Origin of the sequence: Microbacterium nymphoidis (assembly GCF_021044885.1) — a bacterium.
GTDB classification, from domain to species: Bacteria; Actinomycetota; Actinomycetes; order Actinomycetales; family Microbacteriaceae; genus Microbacterium; species Microbacterium nymphoidis.
This window is the reverse complement of record NZ_JAJNOD010000006.1, coordinates 25,503-44,943: the sequence shown is the minus strand read 5'-3', so window position 1 is coordinate 44,943 and position 19,441 is coordinate 25,503. Positions and strand designations below refer to the sequence as shown.

Sequence of the window (19,441 nt, the reverse complement as noted above, 5' to 3'; positions counted from 1 at the left end):
CGCCCGGTGCACGGCACGCGGACGATCGCCCCGAATCCGCTGGGAGCTGGCGCCTCAGTCGAACGCCGCAGCAGCCGCACGGGCAGAGGCCAGCACGGCGTCCAGCTCCGGCCCCGCGGCGTTGACGTGGCCCACCTTGCGACCGGGGCGCGGGGCCTTGCCGTAGGTGTGGACCTTCGCGTCGGGGGCCGCCGCCAGCGCCGCCGCGAAGCGCTCCGCCATCGTCGCGCCCTCCGGCCCGCCGAGGATGTTGATCATCACCGCGTGCGCCGCACGCGGTGAGGGGTCCCCGAGGGGCAGATCCAGCACGGCGCGCAGGTGCTGCTCGAACTGACTCGTCACCGCGCCGTCCTGCGTCCAGTGGCCGCTGTTGTGCGGACGCATGGCCAGTTCGTTGACCAGGATGCGCCCATCGGCGGTCTCGAACAGCTCCACCGCGAGCATGCCGGTGACACCGAGTTCCTCCGCGATGCGCAGCCCGAGGTCGGCGGCCTCCTCGGCGAGCCCGCCGATGCCGGGCGCGGGAGCGGTCACCTCGGCACAGACGCCGTCACGCTGCACGGTCTGGACGACCGGGTACGCCAGAGCCTGGCCCGACGGACGGCGGGCCACCTGCTGGGCGAGCTCACGGGTGAAGTCGACCATCTCCTCGGCCAGCAGCGCACCGCCGTTGGCATCCTCTGCGAGTGCGGTGAACCAGTCGTCGGCCTCGTGCGCGGCGTTGACCACGCGGACCCCTTTGCCGTCGTACCCGCCCCGAGCCGTCTTCACCACGGCACGTCCGCCGTGCGCTTCGAGGAAGGCTGCCAGCTCGTCGGCGTCGCGCACGGCGGCCCAGTCGGGCTGCGGTGCCCCGATGCGTGCCATGGTCTCGCGCATCACGAGCTTGTCCTGGGCGATGGCGAGAGCCTCTGGCCCGGGGTGCACCGCGATGCCCGCCGAGACGAGCCCCGCCAGCACGTCCTGCGGGACGTGCTCGTGGTCGAACGTGATGACGTCGACGTCACGCGCGAACGCGAGGACGGTGTCGAGATCGCGGTAGTCGCCGGTCGCCGTGGCGGCCAGGGCCGCGGACATGCCGGGCTCCTCAGCGAGAACGCGGATCTCCAGCCCCAGCTCCTCCGCCGGCGCGATCATCATCCGTGCCAGCTGTCCGCCACCGATCACTCCGACGCGCATGCTCTCTCCCTCGCTTCGCGGTGCCCGTACGCACCGCATCCATCCTCCCCCATCGCGCGGGCTTCCTCGCCCCGCCTGCCTCCGCCTCTGCCTCCGCCTCCGCGGAGACGGCCCGCGCAGGAGTGGGTCCACGCGGCGGGAGGGCGAGGGTGGGTCAGACGAGGGAGCCGGTGGTGCCGGCCTGCTGATCGCGATGGGCGAGGATCTGGTTGACCTCCACCTGATCGACCAGGACCTCGTGCACCAGGCGGGCGTGCGGCACGTCCGCGAGCCGCAGCGGCGGCTCCACGCCGTTCGAGAGGACGAGCGTGCCACTCCCCCACAGACGCTGCAGCGGACCGCGCCGCAGCGACACCGTGTACCCGCGGGCGTGGGAGAGCTCACGGCGACGACGCGAGAACAGCCCGTCCGCCACGATCACCCGGCGGGTGGTGATCGTCACCCGGCGCGTGGACCAGACCACGTACGGCACCAGCACCAGCAGAACCACGACGATGCCGCCGGCGAGCCAGAGCATGAGGTCGGTGAGCCAGGGCACCGGCGCGTTGCCGGTGAACCAGCCGACCGCTCCAGCCGTGGCAATGAGAACCAGAGCCGACCAGAACAGTCGTCGCGCGTGGGGGTGCAATCGAGCGATGAGCAGCTCGGGCACGGGAGATCCGGGTGCCGGCATCAGCGGGCGCCCCCCGATCGATCCCGGTTCGCTCATCATGAGCCCATTGTCCCCTGCTCCCCCGCCGGAGCCGGGCAGCGGCGCGCCCCCGCGAGCGTCCGCGTCAGAAACGGAGGTGGACGATGTCACCCGCCGAGACCGCCGCGGGCTCAGCGGCACCGGCGCGGGTCACCTGCAGGCGCCCCTCGGCGTCGATCCCCGTGGCGGTTCCCTCCAGCACAGACCCATCGGGAAGGGACACGCGAACCGCCCGCCCGAGAGTCCCGCACACGCCGACCACATCCGCGTGCAGCCCGCTGGCCACGGCATCGCCCCCCGCAGCGATCAGGGCGGTCAGGGCGCGGTCCAGGCGCACCAGGTAGTCGGCCATGAGGCGATCCTCGTCGCAGACCTCACCCTCCACGGCGAACGACGTGGCCGTCTCGACCGGGAGCTGCTCCGGAGCCATGGCCGTATTGATCCCGGAGCCCACCACGACGGCGGCGAAATCCAGCGTCGCCTCGGCGAGGATGCCGCAGATCTTCCGCCCTCCCACCAGGACGTCGTTGGGCCATTTGAGGGCCACGTCCTGGTCCGTCAGCTGGGCGCGGATCGCCTCGGTCATCGCCCATCCGGCAGCCAGCGGAATCCAGCCGCGTGCATCGAGCGGCAGCTCCCCGACCCGCAGCAGCACACTGACGGCGAGCGCGGAACCCGGCGGGGTCTCCCAGCGCCGGTCGAGGCGCCCGCGCCCCGAGCGCTGATCGGTGGTCAGCAGCACCGACAGGTGGGGGTACTCCTCCGCCGAGGCCGCGACCACGAGGTCGGCGTTCGTCGACCCGGTGTGCTCGGCCACCTGGACGCGGGGGCTCACGGCTGCAGTCAGCGGGTATCCGTTCGCGGGAATCGTCATACCGGCACCCTACGACGATGCGCCCACGGGCTGCGACGGGCACAGAACCCGAGGTGCGGGATTGTGGATTCGCCACAGGCGTTCGGCGAGGCACCGCTACTAGGGTGGAATCCGTGACCGACGAGACCTACGACTTCGCGACGACCGCTGGCAAGATCGCCGACCTCCGTGCCCGTTTCACAGAGGCCGTCGTACAGCCCGAGAAGCTGGCCCAGGACAAGCAGCACGCGAAGGGCAAGCTGACCGCGCGCGAGCGCATCGAGATGCTCGTGGATCAGGGCAGCTTCGTGGAGTTCGACGAGTACGTGCGCCACCGCACCACGGCATTCGGCATGGATCGCTCCCGCCCCTACGGCGATTCGGTCGTCACCGGCATCGGCACCATCAACGGCCGCACCGTGGCGCTCTACTCGCAGGACTTCACGACATTCGGCGGCTCGCTGGGCGAGGTCTCCGGGAACAAGATCATCAAGATCATGGAGTACGCGCTGCGCGGCGGTATGCCGATCATCGGCATCCTGGACTCGGGTGGGGCGCGCATCCAGGAGGGTGTGCTCGCCCTCAGCAAGTACGGCGAGATCTTCCGGATGAACACGGCGTCCTCCGGCGTCATCCCGCAGATCTCGATCATCATGGGCCCGGCGGCCGGCGGTGCCGTGTACGGCCCGGCGCTCACCGACTTCGTGATCATGGTCGACAAGACCAGCCAGATGTTCGTCACCGGCCCCGACGTGATCAAGACCGTCACCGGCGAGGACGTCGGCATGGAGGAGCTGGGCGGTGCGTACACCCACAACACCCGCTCTGGTGTGGCGCACTACCTGGCCAGCGATGAGGAGGACGCGATCGACTACGCGCGCACCCTCCTGTCGTTCCTGCCGGACAACAACATGACCGATGCCCCCGGGTACGACTCGCACTTCGAATTCGAGACCACGGACCTCGATCGTCAGCTGAACACCGTCATCCCCGATCTTCCCACCCAGCCCTACGACATGAAGGGCGTCATCGAGAAGATCGTCGACGACGGCGAGTTCCTTGAAGTCCAGCCGCTGTACGCGCCCAACATCCTCATCGGCTTCGGCCGCGTGGAGGGTCGCAGCGTCGGCATCATCGCCAACCAGCCTTCGCAGATGGCCGGCACCCTCAACATCGAGGCGGGCGAGAAGGCCAGCCGATTCGTGCGGTTCTGCGATGCGTTCTCGATCCCGATCGTCACGCTCGTGGACGTGCCCGGCTACCTGCCCGGCACCGACCAGGAATGGACCGGTGTCATCCGCCGCGGCGCGAAGCTCATCTACGCCTACGCCGAGGCCACCGTGCCGCTGGTCACCGTCATCCTGCGCAAGGCCTACGGCGGCGCGTACATCGTGATGGGCTCCAAGCAGCTGGGCGCCGACGTCAACCTCGCCTGGCCGACGGCGGAGATCGCCGTCATGGGCGGCCAGGGCGCCGTCAACATCCTCTACCGCAGCGAGATCCGCGCGGCCGAGGAGGCCGGTGAAGACGTGAACGCGGTGCGCACGAAGCTCGCCAACGAGTACACGTACAACGTCACGAGCCCGTTCCTGGCCGCCGAGCGCGGTGAGATCGACGGGATCATCGAGCCCGCCGCGACCCGCGTGGCCATCGCGAAGGCCCTGCGCTCGCTGCGCGGCAAGCGCGCCGAGCTGCCCGCCAAGAAGCACGGGAACATCCCGCTGTGAGCGAGCACGACGACGCCCCGGTCACGCTGGAGATCCGCCGGGGACACCCCACCCCCGAGGAGCTGGCGGCCGTGGTCGCGGTGGTCAGTGACGCGTACGCCGCCGAGGTAGCGAGCCTGGAGGCCGACGACGGTCCGCGACCGTCCGCCTGGATGCAGACGCGCCGGAGCCTGCGGCGCCCGCTGAATCGAGAGGTCGGCTGGGGCCGCTTCAGCCGCTGAAGTCTCGGCTGTGGGCCACCGCCCTGCGGTGGCCCACAGTCATGTGAGCCCCGTCCTCCTGTCCCCCATCTGTCCCCCAAACGACCGACAGACAGCGGCATGTATCTCGCACATACTGAGGGGACGACGCTCTGCGTTCACCGGTCCGGCCGTTTTCAGGGTACGGTCCGCGCCGGTGCAGTCTGAGTCTTCGGGTGGCTCGGACGCCAGGACGAGGGGTGAGGAACTGACTCCCCCTCGTCGGCGTCCGGCCCGGAACTCATGGGGCGACAGATCCACGGGTGACGAGAGGGGCTCCCCCGCGGATCAGTCGCGCGCCCGCCGCGGATCGTCAGCGGCCACCCGCTGACGCGGGATCTCCTCCCACAGCACCACGGAGTCCTCGTCGTCCGACTCGTCCATGCGCCCGACCACCGTGACGGCGACGCGCGGATCGCGAGCGGTGCGGATGATCAGGCGCGACGCGACAGTGCCGGAGACGATGTCGGCCAGCTCGCCGCGGATGCGATCCAGCGACTGCTGGTCGAGACCGTCCAGGCCGCCCTCGTCGAAGACCGTGATGGTGCTGCCCCGGCGACGCGCGCTGTCCAGTTCGGCCCGCACGCGGTCATCGAGCAGGCGGGCTCCGCGCAGTTCGTCACGCAGGCTGCCCTCGGCCAGACGGGCCTGCGCTCGCTCGTCGGGGGTCAGCTCGCCCCCGGACTGGATCACCCGTACCAGGATCGGGGCTGCCACCTGGAGGGCGAAGCGCACACGCACCCGCCGTTCACGCCGGCGCGTCTCCTGAACGGCCTGCCAGGCCACGGCGGCACGCTGCAGTTCCACGAGACGAACGGTGTCCCGCGCAGCCCGGTCGAGGAAGCCGAGGAGCAGCTGCGCCCCCACGATCCACATCACCGATCCGGTGAGGCCCTGCCCCAGGGCCACGATCGGCCCCAGCCAGGCGGTGGTGCTCACGGCGAGCGCCGCCGTGCCGGCCCACGCGAATCCGGGACGGCGCCGCACGGTCGCAACGGTCAGCAGGGCTCCGATCAGGCCGACGTAGCTGGTGGCCCAGGACTCGGCCCGATGATCCGCCCCCACGCTGAGCGACACTGCCGTGGGCACCAGGGCGGCGGTCGCCACCGCCAGCACCGCGGCCCAGACCGGCAGCTTGCTGGGGCCACGATTTCCTGCGGTGAGCGGCGCGTCCGGGTAGGCCGCCGGGATGCGGGAGTCGGCGAAGAGGCAGATCGCGGTCGAGATCACACCCAGCGCGAGGGCGCTCACGTAGACCACCGGCGCCGACGGTGTCGCCGTCCACATCAGACCGCGCGAAGCCAGGTAGACGGCGAAGACCAGGCCGAGCCCGACGAGGAGCCTGCGTACCGGGAGCACGGTCACTGGAACTCCATCCGCTCGGTCGCGGCACCCGCGGAGACGGCGCCCTCCGGCAGCCACCGCATGGTCACGCGCGTGCCGGCGACCGAGGACTGCAGGCTCACGGTCCCGCCCACCGCCTCGACCCGCGCGATGATCGAGCCGCGGATGCCGAGCCGGTCCTCGGGGACCGCGGTCAGATCCATGCCGCCGCCGAGATCCGACACGGTGATCTGGCAGCCTCCCCGAATCGACTCCACGTCGGTGGTCAGTCCGACCGCGTCGGCGTGCTGGATGGCGTTGGCCACCGCCTGGATGGCCGCGAGAGTGAGCGCACGTGCCACATCACGGGGGATGGAGGTCTCGGTCGGGCACCGCACGGGCAGGGTGAAGCCGAAACCGTGCGCCGCCGCCGCGATGTCCTGCGCGATCACGCGGGTGGTGACCGGCGTGGTGTCATCGTCGTCCTCGGGGTCCTCGGCACCCGCGAGACCCGACAGCGCGGCTTGGGCCATCGAGGTGGCGAGTTCGCGCTCCCGCGGCGAGTCGGCCCGTTCGGCGGCGATGAGCGCGGAGAGCACGCTGTCGTGGATGAGAGCGGCCAGTTCCATCCGCTCCTGCTCGGCGGCGTCGATCGCCGCGGCCTCGGCGTAACTGTCCAGCGCCTGCGCGCGGGCACGGTCCACGGAGATACCCACCGAGCGGGTCATCCACACGATGATCAGCAGCACGAAGCCGAAGATGAGCGAGAACGACACGTCGGCGAGATTCGCCCGCCAGAACTCAGCGGTCCCGCCGCCCTGGATGATGCGCACGGCCGCGAACCCGAGAGGGATCAGCACCGTGAGAACCACGGCGAGCGGGAGCGGGAAGGCGAGGGCGGCGCCGACCGTGGCGACGTTGATGAGGAACCAGATCCAGGGCTGCTCGGTGGCCGAGACGACGCTGCCCTCGGAGGCGAACGGCCACACCACCAGCAGGGCGATGAACACCACGCAGAACAGTCCGGCGCCGCTGCGTGCCCCACGGCCGATGATCCCCGTGACGATCATGACGGCGAGGGCGCCGAAGACCACGACGATCATAGGCGTGTGCCACGATCCGGTCTCCGTGCTGCCGAGGGCCGCCACCGCGGCCTGTGCCCCGAAAACGATGCAGACCAGACCGATCACCAGGGCGAAGATGCGCTCGATGCGCGCGCGGGTGAAGCCGCCGGATTCCGGGATCGATCCCCAGAACAGCGGCTCCGCGTCGACGTCGGCGGTGCGGCGGCGCCGGGACTCAGCCGACACGCGGTGCGTTCTTGTCCGCATCGTCGATGATCCCGTCTTCCATCGCACGCATGAGGAGGTCGACCTTGGTGGGTGCCGGACGTCCGACGTCGGTGTACTTCGCCCGCACGCGCGCGATGTTCTCCTTCGCGGTGCTGAAGGCGATGCCGAGGCGATCGGCCACGACTTTCAGCGGCAGCCCCGTGGCGTACAGGGCCAGCACCTCGCGTTCGCGCTGGGACAGCTGCGCGAGCGCGAAGTCGGCATCACCGTCCACGGCGCTCGCCCACTCCACGTTGTCCAGCGGGCGCCCCGCGGCCACGGTGCGCACTGCGGCGATCACTTCGCCGATCGGGGCCGACTTGCTCACCACGCCGATCGCTCCGGCGGCGAGGGACTCGCGCACGGCCGCGGGCCGGTCGGCGACGCTGTGGATGATCACGGCCGAGCCGTCCAGCACGATGCGACGAACATTGTCGGTGATGGCGCTGCCGTCGCCGAGACCGAGGTCGAGCACCGCCACGTCCGCCGGTGCCTCGTTGCCCGCGCGGCGCCACCGCAGGTAGGAGGTGACGTTCTCACCGCTGAAGATGACGTCGGCGCCCTCGCGCAGCAGGGCTGCTTCCAGTCCCAGACGAACCGACTCGTGGTCGTCGATGAGGCACACGCGGATCATAGGGTCAGCCTAGCGGCGCGGACGAACCCCGACATCTCGGCGATCGCGCCGCTGCGCTGCGCTTATCCGTCGGCCCGATGCAGCAGCGCCACCGTCTCCAGATGGTGGGAGTGCGGGAACAGGTCGAACGCCTCGATCGCGTCGGCCGCATAGCCCAGCTCCCGGAAGGTGCCGAGATCGCGTGCGAGGGCCACGGGATCGCACGCCACATAGACGATCGTGCGCGGTGACAGCGCCGCGAGGTCGGTGACCACACCGCGACCGGCCCCGGTGCGCGGTGGATCCAGCACGACGACGCCCTGGGCGAGTCGCTCCTTCTCCCGCGCGGAGGCCCCCTGCACCAGTGAGCGCAGGTAGCGGTCCACCCGCGCCGTCTCGGCCCGCGCACCCACCCACTCGGAGAGGTTCTCCCCGGCGTGCTCCGTGGCCCGGGCATCCGCCTCCACGCTCGTGATGCGAGAGCCGCCGAGGTCCGCGACCGTGGCACCGAACAGGCCCACACCGCCGTAGAGGTCGAGGTGCCAGGCGTCCGGATCGACGTGCTCATCGCCGAGGAGCCGGCGGATCGCGGCGTCGAGCGTGGCAGCGGCGCCGCGGTGCACCTGCCAGAAACCATCGGCATCCACCTGGAACTCGCGCTGGCCCACGGTCTCGACGACCACCTCGTGCTGCTCGCGTGCGTTCTGCTCGGCGCGGCGGTTGATCACACGCACGCGACCGTCGGCGGGCTGGACCAGGTCGATGCGGTCACCGCGTCCGGCGAACAGCTTGTCGGCGGCGCGCTCGATCGGCAGCGTGGCCAGCGGGAGCTCCTCCACCGGGATCACGCGATGGCTGCGCGCGGCGTACGGTCCGACATTCCCGGCGTCGTCCACGTGCAGGCTCACCCGGGTGCGCCAGCGCAGTCCGTCGGTCTCGCCGTCGACCGCGCGCACGTCGACGGAGCGCTCGATGCCCCCGAATCGGCGCAGCGCGTCGGTGAGCACGTCCGATTTGAGGGTTCGCTGGTGCGCGAGGTCGACGTGTCCGAAGTCCGCGCCGCCCGGGCGGTCCTCGGGAGCGTGGCTGATGTCCGCCGGCGCCCAGACGTGCGGGCGTCGGTGCTCGGAGGCCTCCAGCACCTCCACCGTCTCTGCGCGCCAGAACGACTTCTTGTTGGTGTCGGTGAGTCGCGCGCGCACTCTCTCACCGGGGATCGCGTCGGACACGAACACCACGCGCCCCTCGTGACGGGCGACGAACACGCCGCCGTGGGCGACGCCGGTGATGGTCAGGTCGAGGGTGTCTTCAGCAGGAGTGGGCACTGGTCGATTCTCCCATGCCCGCCGCCGTCGGACTGGATAGCCTGTCACTCATGCAGGTGCTGCTCGCGTCCACGTCCCCCGCCCGTCTCATGCTGCTGCGCCAGGCAGGGATCGAGCCATTGCTGCACTCGCCGGGAGTCGATGAGGACGCGGCGGTGGCTTCTCTCGAATCGGAGCTCGGCCGCACGCTCTCCCCCGCCGAGCACGTCCAGGTTCTCGCCTCGCTCAAGGCCGCCGCCGTGGCGGAGCGCATCGATGATCTCGCTCCCGGTTTCGACGGCATCGTGATCGGCGGCGACTCGATGTTCGAGCTCGACGGCACGGTCTACGGCAAGCCCCATGAGGCGGCCGTCGCCCGCGAACGGTGGCACCTCATGCGCGGTCGCACCGGGGTGCTGCACTCCGGTCACAGCGTGCTGCGCGTGGAGGGTGGCGCGGTGCAGGGGCAGGCCGACGCCGTCGCGGAGGCGTCGGTCTCGTTCGTCGACGACATGACAGATGCCGAACTGGACGCCTACATCGCCAGCGGGGAGCCGCTGCAGGTGGCGGGCGCGTTCACCCTGGACAGTCTGGGAGGGCCGTTCATCGAGCGGATCGAGGGCGAGCCGTCCACGGTGATCGGGATGTCGCTGTCAACGCTTCGGCGGCTGGCGGCTCAGCTCGGCGTGGCGTGGCCGACGCTCTGGAACCGGTGATCGCCTCCCCGCGGCGGTGTGATCACACTCCTGCGCGGTGTTGGTAGGTCGTCTGAAACGTATTCCGCAGATTCTTGTCGAGAGTGCTCAAAAGATCGCGCATTCGTCGCGGTAGTCTGGCACTCATGCCTGCAATCTCGAAGGTCTTGATCGCTAACCGCGGCGAGATCGCCGTCCGCATCATTCGCGCAGCACGAGACGCGGGGATCGCGTCCGTCGCCGTATACGCCGACCAGGATCGTGACGCGATGCACGCTCGCCTGGCCGACGAGGCCTATGCTCTCGAGGGCTCGACCTCAGCCTCGACCTACCTGGTCATCGACAAGATCCTCTCCGTCGCCCGCCGCGCGGGAGCGGACGCCATCCACCCCGGCTACGGCTTCCTCGCTGAGAACGCCGACTTCGCCCGTGCGGTGATCGGCGCGGGCATCACCTGGATCGGCCCGTCCCCGGAGGCCATCGAGGCGCTGGGCGACAAGGTCACCGCACGCCACGTGGCCGAGAAGGTGGGCGCTCCGCTCGCCCCCGGCACCCAGGGCACCATCGAATCCGCCGCGGAGGTCGTCGCCTTCGCCGAGGAGTTCGGTCTCCCCGTCGCCATCAAGGCGGCCTACGGCGGTGGCGGCCGCGGCCTGAAGGTCGCCCGCACGGTCGAGGAGATCCCCGACCTGTTCGACTCCGCCACTCGTGAGGCGGTCGCCGCCTTCGGTCGCGGCGAGTGCTTCGTCGAGAAGTTCCTCGACAAGCCCCGTCACGTCGAAACCCAGTGCCTCGCGGACGCTGCGGGCAACGTGGTTGTCGTCTCCACACGTGACTGCTCGCTGCAGCGCCGCAACCAGAAGCTGGTCGAGGAGGCCCCTGCGCCGTTCCTCACGGACGAGCAGAACGAGCTGCTGTACTCGGCCTCCAAGGCCATCCTCAAGGAGGTCGGCTATGTCGGTGCGGGAACCTGCGAGTTCCTCATCGGCGCGGACGGCACGGTGTCGTTCCTCGAGGTGAACACCCGCCTGCAGGTCGAGCATCCGGTCTCCGAAGAGGTCACCGGACTCGACCTCGTGCGTGAGCAGTTCCGCCTCGCCGAAGGCGGTCTGCTCGATTACGACGACCCGAAGCCGGTGGGCCACTCGATCGAGTTCCGCATCAACGGCGAGGACCCGGGTCGCGGCTTCCTCCCCCAGCCCGGGCCCATCAAGGTGTTCAAGACCTTCGGCGGCCCCGGCATCCGTCTCGATTCCGGTGTGACCGCCGGAGACACTGTCTCGGGTGCATTCGACTCGCTGCTCGCGAAGATCATCGTCACGGGCAAGGACCGCGCGGAGGCGCTGGAGCGCTCGCGCCGCGTCCTCGACGAGTTCGAGGTCGCGGGGCTGCCCACGGTCCTGCCGTTCGACCGCCAGGTCGTGCGTGAGCCCGCGTTCACTGCGGAGGACGGCGTCTTCGCCGTGCACACGCGCTGGATCGAGACCGAGTTCGTGAACGAGATCCCCGCATGGGACGGTGAGCTGGAGCCCGCCGCCGACGCCGCCGGCCGCCACACCGTCGTCGTCGAGGTCGCCGGCAAGCGCCTCGAGGTGAGCCTGCCCGACCGCATCGTCGGCCCCGCCGTCGGTGCGGGCCGTCCCGCCGTGGCCCCGCCGTCGCGCCGCTCGCACAAGTCCACCGCCTCCGCCGGAGCCTCGGGCGACGCTGTGAAGTCGCCGATGCAGGCCACCGTCGTGAAGGTCGCGGTCGAAGAGGGCCAGCAGGTCGTCAAGGGCGATCTGGTCGTAGTGCTCGAAGCGATGAAGATGGAACAGCCGCTGCAGGCGCACAAGGACGGCGTGATCGGCGCGATCAACGCCAGCGCGGGCGAGACCGTGTCCGCCGGTCACCAGCTGCTCACCATCAGCTGAGACCGATGTGAGAAGGGCCCCGATCACCTCGGGGCCCTTCTGCTGTCCGTGGCGGCCACCTGTCAGGAGCGACGCGATCGATCCGCCGCAGCGACGCCCGCTGCCCACGACGACAGGGCGCGCTGCGCGAACGTGGTTCCCAGCGATTCGCGGCGCGCCGAGTCCGAGAAATACGACAGCGCAGCCCACAGCACCCAGGGATGGACATCGCTCGAGTCTGCGGTGAGCGTGAACACCGGATCCCCGGGCGCCGCCTCGAACGTCACGGCCCTCAGCTCCGCGGAGATCCCTGCCGGGTCGAGATGCAGCACGATGGTGGGGACCTCCGCATCGTCACGCCGACGGCCTCCGACAATCGTGCGTTCGCTCGGCGCGAATCGCATGGCATCCGCCTCGACGCGGCGAATCGCGCTCCAGGGGATCACGGCGACCAGCTCCACACCGGTGACGAGCACCGCCCTACGCCCGATCGCGAGCCCCATCGCCCGTCTGCCGAACGATCCGCCGCGCATCCGGCCGATCCCCGTGCGGATCGCGGCCCCGGCGAAAAGCAGGCCCGCGAGCCCCACCACGGTGCCGATCACGGCCGCCGTCACGCGTGTCCCGGCATCGCGTGCCGGATCCGGCACGATCACGACCGCCGCTGCTGTCGCCGCGCCCAGCAGCAGCAACACGCCAGCGCCGCGAAGCCGGCCACCATGCTCGCCCCGCGACGCCGTTCGGGGAAGAAGTGCACCCAGTCATCGGGAAGATCGCGCTGTGCGCGCGTCAGAGTGACGGCGTTGATCAATCGCGGTGGTGCGACGGGCGGACGCTGCCCCGCGAAGATCAGGATGACCGCTGCACCGAAGCCGGCGACCACGGCAGAGCCGAGCACCCGCCCGAGGACTCCGGCGGGTTCGCTCGCTGCCGCCGTCAGCGCCGCCGGGTTGAGCAGGGCAGCCACCGCGAGCGCGACGATCACCCACCCGGCGGCCAGCGGGAAGCGGGATCGCCGCGGGGGCGCCCAGGCGCGTGGCCACGGGATGGGCGGCAGCGTCGGTGCCGACGGCAGGTCTGGGGTCACCACGGGACCCAACTTAGTTTCATCGTGCGCACTTGGCTCCTTCGGCTGCCCGAAAGGAGCCAAGTGCGCACGATGAAACGGGTCAGGCGCCGGATTCCTGCCGGTTGACGAGGTGCATCGCCCGCATGGCATCCGTGATGGACCCGGTCAGCGACGGGTACACGGCGAACACGCGCGACACCTGGTCCACCGTGAGGCGTCGCTCGACGGCGATGGCGATCGGGTAGATCAGCTCAGAGGCGCGCGGGGCGACGATGACACCGCCGATGACGGTTCCCGATCCCTTCCGCGCGATGATCTTCACGAAGCCGTCCTTCATGCCGATCATCTTGGCGCGCGGGTTCGCGGCCAGCGGCAGCTTGTGCACGACGCCGTCAGCCTTGCCGTCCAGGACGTCCTGCTCGGTGAAGCCGACCGAGGCGACCTCGGGGGCGGTGAAGATGTTGGCGGTGATCCGGCCCTTCTCCAGCGGGATGACGATGTCACCGAGCGCGTGGAACACGGCTGTGCGCCCCTGCATGGAGGCCACCGACGCCAGCGGCATGAAGTCGGTGCAGTCGCCCGCGGCGTAGATGTTGGGCACGGAGGTGCGCGCCACGCGGTTGACCACGATGTGGCCGGAGTCGGCCAGCTGCACGCCCGCCTCCTCCAGGCCGATGCCGGCCGTGTTCGGGATCGATCCCACGGCCAGGAGGCAGTGGCTGCCCTCGACCGTGCGACCGTCGGCGAGCGTGACGACGACACCGTCGCCGCTTCGCTCCACCTTTTCGGCACGAGACTTGTTGAGCACCTTCATGCCACCGCGCTTGAAGACCTTCTCCAGCACCGCAGCGGCGTCGGCATCCTCGGAGGGCAGGATCTGATCACGGCTGGAGATGAGGGTGACCTGAGCGCCGAGGTTCATGTAGGCCGAGGCGAACTCGGCACCGGTGACACCGGAGCCCACCACGATGAGGTGCTTCGGCAGCTCCTTCATGTCGTACAGCTGGGTCCAGGTGAGGATGCGCTCGCCGTCGGGCATCGCGGACGGCAGCCGGCGCGGGGAGGCGCCCACCGAGACCACCAGCGTGTCGGCCTCCACCCGGTCGAAGTCGGTGCCGCCGGGGCCGGTGGAGACCACCACCGCGCGGTCCCCCTCCAGGCGCCCGTGGCCGTTGATGATGCGGACGCCGGCCTCCAGCAGCGCGCTTCGCATGTCGTCGGACTGCTGACGCGCCAGCGTCAGCAGTCGCTTGTTGACGGCGGCGAGGTTGATGGCCACCTGGGGCTTGAGCGGCTTGCCGTCGGCTCCCTTCGCGAAGAACTGCACGCCGAGGTCACTGGCCTCGCTGATCGCGACCGCGGCATCGGCCGTGGCGATCAGGGATTTGGAGGGGACGACGTCGGTGATCACCGCGGAACCGCCGACGCCCGCGCGCTCCACCAGGGTGACCTCGGCACCCAGCTGAGCTGCCGCAATCGCCGCCTCGTAGCCGCCGGGACCGCCGCCGATGATCGCGACGGACTGCGTGCGCTCAAAAGAGAGGGATGCCATGCTCCCATTCTCCCCTAACGACATCCCCTTCATTGCGCGCACCTGGCTCGCATCCGGTGCGGATGGGGACCAGTCGCGCGCGATGAAGCGAGCACGGCATGCGCGAATGAGCAGTGGAGTGCTCTGGTGAGGGGCGTGTGGGGTTCCTAGAGTGGGAGGATGCCTGAGAACCACGACAATCCGCTGGACGACGCGAACACCGATCCGTTCGACGTCGCACGCACCGCTGCCGCCGACATCGCACGCCTGACGGGTGTGGAGCGCCATGACATCGCGCTCACGCTCGGAAGCGGCTGGGGCAAGGCTGCGGATCTGATCGGCGAGACCGTCGCCACGATTCCGGCCACCGAGGTCACCGGGTTCTCGAAGCCCGCGCTGGAGGGCCACGTCGGCACGATCCGCAGTCTGCGCACGGACAGCGGGAAGAACGTGCTCATCATCGGCGCACGCACCCACTACTACGAGGGTCACGGCGTCCGCCGCGTGGTGCACAGCGTGCGCACCGCGGCCGCCACCGGCGCGGAGATCATGGTGCTCACCAACGGCGCCGGCGGCATCAAGGAGAGCTGGAAGCCGGGTCAGCCCGTGCTGATCAGCGACCACATCAACCTCACCGCGGATTCCCCCATCGAGGGCGCCAACTTCGTGGACCTGACCGATCTGTACAGCGCACGTCTGCGCGGCATCGCACGCGAGGTGGATGCGACCCTCGACGACGGCGTGTACTGCCAGTTCCGTGGTCCGCACTACGAGACGCCCGCCGAGGTCCAGATGGCCAAGGCCATCGGCGGCCACATCTGCGGGATGTCCACCGCTCTCGAGGCGATCGCCGCCCGCCAGTCCGGCATGGAGGTGCTCGGCTTCTCGCTGATCACCAACCTCGCCGCCGGCATCCAGAAGACCCCGCTCAGCCACGCGGAGGTCATCGAAGCCGGCCGCGACGCGGAGCCGGTGATCTCCGACCTGCTCGCACGCGTGATCGGACGACTCTGATGAGCGTCGCAGATGCCGTCACCCGAGCGGAGGCCTGGCTCGCGCAGGATCCGGATCAGACGACCCGCGACGAGCTCGCACAGCTGCTGACGCGGGTCGCCGACGGCGACGAGGCTGCCTCCGCCGACCTCGTCGATCGCTTCGCCACCCGTCTGGAGTTCGGGACCGCCGGCCTCCGCGGCCGGCTGGAAGCGGGATCGAACCGGATGAACCGAGTGCTCGTGTCACAGGCCGCCGCGGGCTTCGCCGCCTATCTCCGGGAGCACGTCGACGGCGTGCCGACCGTGGTCATCGGCTACGACGGCCGGCGCAACTCGCAGGTCTTCGCCACCGATTCCGCCGAGATCTTCGCCGGAGCGGGACTGCGGGCCATCCTCCTGCCGCGCCTGCTTCCGACCCCGGTGCTGGCGTTCGCCGTGCGTCTGCTGAAGGCCGACGCGGGTGTCATGGTCACCGCCAGCCACAACCCGCCCGACGACAACGGCTACAAGGTCTACCTCGGCGGGAGCGACGACGGCTCGCAGATCGTCTCGCCCGCCGACAAGCAGATCGCAGCGCACATCCAGCGCGTCGCCGATACGCTCACCGTTCCCGCGCTGCCGCGGTCGACCGACTACACGGTCGCCGACGAGTCTGTGCTGGACGCGTACGTCACGGCCACCGCCGCCGTCGGCCCCGCTCCGGCAACGGGCGCCGACCTTCGCTGGGTGTACACCGCCATGCACGGCGTGGGGTACGAGACCATCTCGCGCATCATCACCGAGGCCGGATACGCCGCACCGATTCTGGTGACCGAGCAGATCCAGCCCGACGGCCGGTTCCCCACGGTGGCCTTCCCCAACCCCGAGGAGCCGGGCGCGATGGACCTGTCCTTCGCCGCGGCTCGGGAGGCCGGCGCCGATCTCATCATCGCGAACGACCCCGATGCGGACCGACTGGCCGTGGCCATTCCGGCGGATGTCGACGGCGGCTGGCGCCGGCTGAGCGGCAACGAGGTGGGGCTGCTCCTGGGCTGGCAGAACGCACGGGCGGCTGCCGGCACCCCCGGCGCATCGCTCGCCTGCTCACTGGTCTCCTCCCCCGGTCTGGGCGCGGTCGCCGCCCACTATGGGCTCGACTTCCACGAGACGCTCACCGGCTTCAAGTGGATCTCTCGGGCGCCCGGGATGGTGTTCGGTTTCGAGGAGGCCCTGGGCTATCTCGTCAACCCGACGACGGTGCGCGACAAGGACGGCATCTCGGCAGCCATCGCCTTCCTGAAGCTCGCCTGCGACGCCCGCGCCGAGGGGCGCACCGTCGCGGACCTGCTGGACGAGTTCGGCGAGACGTTCGGGCACTTCGCCAGCGGTCAGGTCTCGATCCGCGTGGAGGACCTGTCGCTGATCGGACGCATCATGGCGGGTCTGCGCGCGCAGCCGCCGGTCGCGTTCGGCGATGACGCCGTGAGCACGGCCGAGGACTTGCTGGAAGCGCCGCAGGGCACGCCGTCCGGCGATGTGCTGCGCTACCGGCTCGCCTCCGGCTCCCGCATCGTGGTGCGCCCCAGCGGCACCGAGCCGAAGCTCAAGGTGTACCTGGACGCGAAGGCGGAGTCCGCCGAGGCATCGCAGGCACGGATCGCGGCCATGGACGCCGCCGTTCGGGACCTGCTCGGCGCCTTCTCCTGAACCACGAGAACGGGTGGGGCGGCAGGGCCGTCCCACCCGTTCTCGTGTCTGCGCCGTCTTGACACACTTCTCTGACTCCCGGAGAATTCTCGCGATATATCGCGAAGAAGAGAATGATGACAGACGCCAGAGACGACGCCTCCCCACCGCCCGCAGATCCGCCTCACTGGATGCGCGGCCTGCTGCTGTTCTTCAGCGGCCAGACCGTGAGCCTGCTGGGCTCGATGCTGGTCCAGTACGCGATCTTCTGGTACCTGACGATGGAGTTCCGCTCCGGTTCGGTGATGATGCTGGCGGCGCTGTTCGGTTTCCTCCCGCAGGCGATCGTGTCGATCTTCGGTGGCGTGTGGGCGGATCGTCACAATCGCAAGCTCCTGATCATCGCCGCGGACGGGTCCATCGCGCTCACGACGGCGATCCTCGCGGTCCTTCTGCTGGCGGGGTACGCGCCGCTCTGGCTGATCTTCCTCACCCTCGCAATCCGATCGGCGGGCGCAGGCATCCAGACCCCCGCGGTCTCCGCGATGATCCCCCAGATCAGCCCGCAACGACACCTGATGCGCGTCAACGGCATCATGCAGACGATCAACTCGATCATGATGCTCATCGCCCCGGCCGCCGCCGGCGCCATCTTCGCGTGGGCGACGCTGCGAACCGGCTCCGGGCTGCAGGCGCTGCTGCCGATCTTCGCGATCGACGTGGTCACGGCCGTGATCGGCATCGCTCTGCTCGCACTGGTGCGGGTGAGCAAGGTCGATCGCTCCGCGGAGGAGCCCGTCGGGTACTTCGCAGACCTGGCCGCCGGGATCCGGTATGTGTTCGGCCACGCGTTCGTTCGCTGGCTCCTGGTGCTCTACGCGGTGGTGTTCCTCTTCACGGTCGCACCCTCCAACCTCACCCCGTTGATGGTGGTGCGCACCTTCCCCGCTGGCGACGAGGCCGGAGACGTGGTCAACCTCACCATCCTGGAGCTCGCCTTCAGCATCGGCATGGCGCTGGGCGGCATCCTCGTGGCGCTGTGGGCCGCCCAGCGCGACCGCATCACCCTGATCACCGCGGCATCCCTCGCCTTCGCGGTGCTGTCCATCGTGCTGGGCCTGTCCCCGAACGTCTGGATCTTCTTCGGCGCGATGTTCCTGACCGGCCTCGTGGTGCCGTTCTTCGGCACCACCGCCATGACCCTCCTGCAGGAGACCGTGGAACCGGAGCGGCAGGGGCGTGTGTTCGGGTTCGTCGGCATCGTGATGGCCCTCGCCATGCCCGTGGGCATGCTCGGCTTCGGACCGCTCGCGGACGTCATGCCGGTCGAGGTGCTGCTGGTGGCCGCGGGAATCGCCACCATCGTCGTGGTGGCGATCGCCCTGCTAATCCCGGCGGGACGCCGCGCGGTCGCCTCGGCGCGGGCGATGAGCAGAGCCGCCGCCGGAAGCGGGGACGCCGACGCCGGTGCTTAGACTGGGCGGATGATCGACGCCCCCGTCACGCTCACTGGAAGCCGCGTCCGCCTCGAGCCGCTGAGCGAGGCGCACGCCGAGGGGTTGCGCGCCGCCGCAGCGGGGAACACCGATGCGCTCTGGTACACGGTGGCACCCCGTCCGGACGGCATCGACGAGGACATCGCCGACCGGCTCGCGCAGCGTGATCGCGGGACGATGAACCCGTTCGCGATCCGGCGCCTGGAGGATGACGCGATCGTCGGGGAGACGACGTTCTGCAACGTGCAGCCGGAGCTTCCGCGCACCGAGATCGGCTACACCTGGCTCGCGCTCGACGCCCGCGGGACGGGAGTGAACGCCGAGACGAAGCTGCTGCTGCTCGCGCACGCCTTCGACACGTGCGGGGTGATCGCCGTGGAGTTGCGCACGCACTTCCACAACTTCGCCTCACGGCGGGCGATCGAGCGCCTGGGGGCGAAGCAGGACGGCGTGTTCCGCAACCACCGCTTCGGACCGGACGGGACGCTGCGCGACACCGTCGTGTACTCGATCCTCCCGCACGAGTGGCCCACGGTGCGTACCGGGCTGCGCGCCCGTCTCGGCGAGCTGTGAGCGATCTCGACGCCACCGCCGAGGTGGTGCTGGGGCAGGATCTGCACGCGCGCCCGGCCGCTGCGGTCGCGGCCCGCGCGGGAGGTTTCGCCGGAACGGTGATGCTGCGAGCCGGGTCCGGCTCAGAGCTCAACGCCGCCAGCGTCCTGTCGCTGATGGCGGCGGACCTTCGCGCCGGCACGACGGTGGGAGTGGGAGCGCGCGGGGCCGGCGCGTCGGGGGTGGTGGCCGCAATCGCCGCGATCCTCCGCGCGACCGAGTGAGT

19 protein-coding genes are annotated in these 19,441 nt (G+C 70.1%); 9 read left to right on the top strand and 10 right to left on the bottom strand.

Features of this window, described 5'->3' with window-relative positions; translation table 11 throughout:
- Positions 1-54: 54 nt before the first annotated feature.
- From LQ566_RS15165 to LQ566_RS15155, 3 genes are all read right to left on the bottom strand, one after another.
- Positions 55-1,179, bottom strand: coding sequence for a 5-(carboxyamino)imidazole ribonucleotide synthase (locus LQ566_RS15165; RefSeq protein ID WP_231092614.1), 1,125 nt, complete (start codon positions 1,177-1,179; stop codon positions 55-57).
- 154 nt (positions 1,180-1,333) lie between these two features.
- Positions 1,334-1,891: a PH domain-containing protein gene (locus LQ566_RS15160; protein WP_372459814.1), complete on the bottom strand. Its 558-nt coding sequence runs from the start codon at positions 1,889-1,891 to the stop codon at positions 1,334-1,336.
- A 64-nt stretch (positions 1,892-1,955) separates the two neighbouring features.
- On the bottom strand, positions 1,956-2,744 hold the full coding sequence (locus LQ566_RS15155; RefSeq protein WP_231092613.1) for a biotin--[acetyl-CoA-carboxylase] ligase: 789 nt from the start codon (positions 2,742-2,744) through the stop codon (positions 1,956-1,958).
- A 104-nt stretch (positions 2,745-2,848) separates the two neighbouring features.
- Here LQ566_RS15155 and LQ566_RS15150 point away from each other — a divergent pair, with 104 nt between their 5' ends.
- Together LQ566_RS15150 and LQ566_RS15145 are read left to right on the top strand one after the other, a co-directional pair.
- Positions 2,849-4,450 (top strand): acyl-CoA carboxylase subunit beta, encoded by a 1,602-nt coding sequence (locus LQ566_RS15150; RefSeq protein WP_372459813.1) that lies wholly within the window; start codon positions 2,849-2,851, stop codon positions 4,448-4,450.
- The gene (locus LQ566_RS15145; protein WP_231092611.1) at positions 4,447-4,671 is read left to right on the top strand and encodes an acyl-CoA carboxylase epsilon subunit; all 225 of its coding nucleotides are present in this window, start codon (positions 4,447-4,449) and stop codon (positions 4,669-4,671) included. The genes LQ566_RS15150 and LQ566_RS15145 overlap by 4 nt, the downstream gene beginning before the upstream one ends.
- A 306-nt stretch (positions 4,672-4,977) precedes the next feature.
- On the opposite strand, the gene LQ566_RS15140 is transcribed toward LQ566_RS15145, so the two are convergent.
- The 4 genes from LQ566_RS15140 to LQ566_RS15125 form a co-directional block, all read right to left on the bottom strand.
- On the bottom strand, positions 4,978-6,054 hold the full coding sequence (locus LQ566_RS15140) for a DUF8320 family protein (protein ID WP_231092610.1): 1,077 nt from the start codon (positions 6,052-6,054) through the stop codon (positions 4,978-4,980).
- A complete protein-coding gene (locus LQ566_RS15135; RefSeq protein ID WP_231092609.1) occupies positions 6,051-7,322 on the bottom strand; it encodes a sensor histidine kinase in 1,272 nt (423 codons plus the stop codon). Before LQ566_RS15135 ends, LQ566_RS15140 begins: the two co-directional genes overlap by 4 nt.
- The gene (locus LQ566_RS15130; RefSeq protein ID WP_231092608.1) at positions 7,312-7,977 is read right to left on the bottom strand and encodes a response regulator transcription factor; all 666 of its coding nucleotides are present in this window, start codon (positions 7,975-7,977) and stop codon (positions 7,312-7,314) included. Before LQ566_RS15130 ends, LQ566_RS15135 begins: the two co-directional genes overlap by 11 nt.
- Before the next feature lie 62 nt (positions 7,978-8,039).
- Positions 8,040-9,281, bottom strand: coding sequence for a class I SAM-dependent RNA methyltransferase (locus LQ566_RS15125; RefSeq protein ID WP_231092607.1), 1,242 nt, complete (start codon positions 9,279-9,281; stop codon positions 8,040-8,042).
- Positions 9,282-9,331: 50 nt separating this feature from the next.
- Here LQ566_RS15125 and LQ566_RS15120 point away from each other — a divergent pair, with 50 nt between their 5' ends.
- Together LQ566_RS15120 and LQ566_RS15115 are read left to right on the top strand one after the other, a co-directional pair.
- Complete coding sequence (locus LQ566_RS15120; protein WP_231092742.1) at positions 9,332-9,976, top strand: Maf family protein; 645 nt, start codon at positions 9,332-9,334, stop codon at positions 9,974-9,976.
- Between the two features lie 125 nt (positions 9,977-10,101).
- The gene (locus LQ566_RS15115; RefSeq protein ID WP_231092606.1) at positions 10,102-11,868 is read left to right on the top strand and encodes an acetyl/propionyl/methylcrotonyl-CoA carboxylase subunit alpha; all 1,767 of its coding nucleotides are present in this window, start codon (positions 10,102-10,104) and stop codon (positions 11,866-11,868) included.
- Between the two features lie 62 nt (positions 11,869-11,930).
- Here LQ566_RS15115 and LQ566_RS15110 read toward each other — a convergent pair whose 3' ends face one another.
- The 3 genes from LQ566_RS15110 to LQ566_RS15100 all read right to left on the bottom strand — a co-directional run bounded on the left by LQ566_RS15110 (position 11,931) and on the right by LQ566_RS15100 (position 14,468).
- Positions 11,931-12,542, bottom strand: a complete 612-nt coding sequence (locus LQ566_RS15110; RefSeq protein WP_231092605.1) for a hypothetical protein — start codon at positions 12,540-12,542, stop codon at positions 11,931-11,933.
- The gene (locus tag LQ566_RS15105) at positions 12,500-12,937 is read right to left on the bottom strand and encodes a hypothetical protein (RefSeq protein ID WP_231092604.1); all 438 of its coding nucleotides are present in this window, start codon (positions 12,935-12,937) and stop codon (positions 12,500-12,502) included. The genes LQ566_RS15110 and LQ566_RS15105 overlap by 43 nt, the downstream gene beginning before the upstream one ends.
- Positions 12,938-13,016: 79 nt before the next feature.
- Positions 13,017-14,468, bottom strand: coding sequence for an NAD(P)H-quinone dehydrogenase (locus LQ566_RS15100; RefSeq protein WP_231092603.1), 1,452 nt, complete (start codon positions 14,466-14,468; stop codon positions 13,017-13,019).
- Between the two features lie 159 nt (positions 14,469-14,627).
- Here LQ566_RS15100 and LQ566_RS15095 point away from each other — a divergent pair, with 159 nt between their 5' ends.
- From LQ566_RS15095 to LQ566_RS15075, 5 genes are all read left to right on the top strand, one after another.
- On the top strand, positions 14,628-15,461 hold the full coding sequence (locus LQ566_RS15095; protein WP_231092602.1) for a purine-nucleoside phosphorylase: 834 nt from the start codon (positions 14,628-14,630) through the stop codon (positions 15,459-15,461).
- The gene (locus LQ566_RS15090; RefSeq protein ID WP_231092601.1) at positions 15,461-17,128 is read left to right on the top strand and encodes a phospho-sugar mutase; all 1,668 of its coding nucleotides are present in this window, start codon (positions 15,461-15,463) and stop codon (positions 17,126-17,128) included. Before LQ566_RS15095 ends, LQ566_RS15090 begins: the two co-directional genes overlap by 1 nt.
- Before the next feature lie 116 nt (positions 17,129-17,244).
- On the top strand, positions 17,245-18,582 hold the full coding sequence (locus LQ566_RS15085) for an MFS transporter (RefSeq protein ID WP_231092600.1): 1,338 nt from the start codon (positions 17,245-17,247) through the stop codon (positions 18,580-18,582).
- A gap of 9 nt (positions 18,583-18,591) precedes the next feature.
- The gene (locus LQ566_RS15080) at positions 18,592-19,176 is read left to right on the top strand and encodes a GNAT family N-acetyltransferase (protein ID WP_231092599.1); all 585 of its coding nucleotides are present in this window, start codon (positions 18,592-18,594) and stop codon (positions 19,174-19,176) included.
- Complete coding sequence (locus LQ566_RS15075) at positions 19,173-19,439, top strand: HPr family phosphocarrier protein (RefSeq protein ID WP_231092598.1); 267 nt, start codon at positions 19,173-19,175, stop codon at positions 19,437-19,439. The genes LQ566_RS15080 and LQ566_RS15075 overlap by 4 nt, the downstream gene beginning before the upstream one ends.
- Positions 19,440-19,441 lie beyond the last annotated feature (2 nt).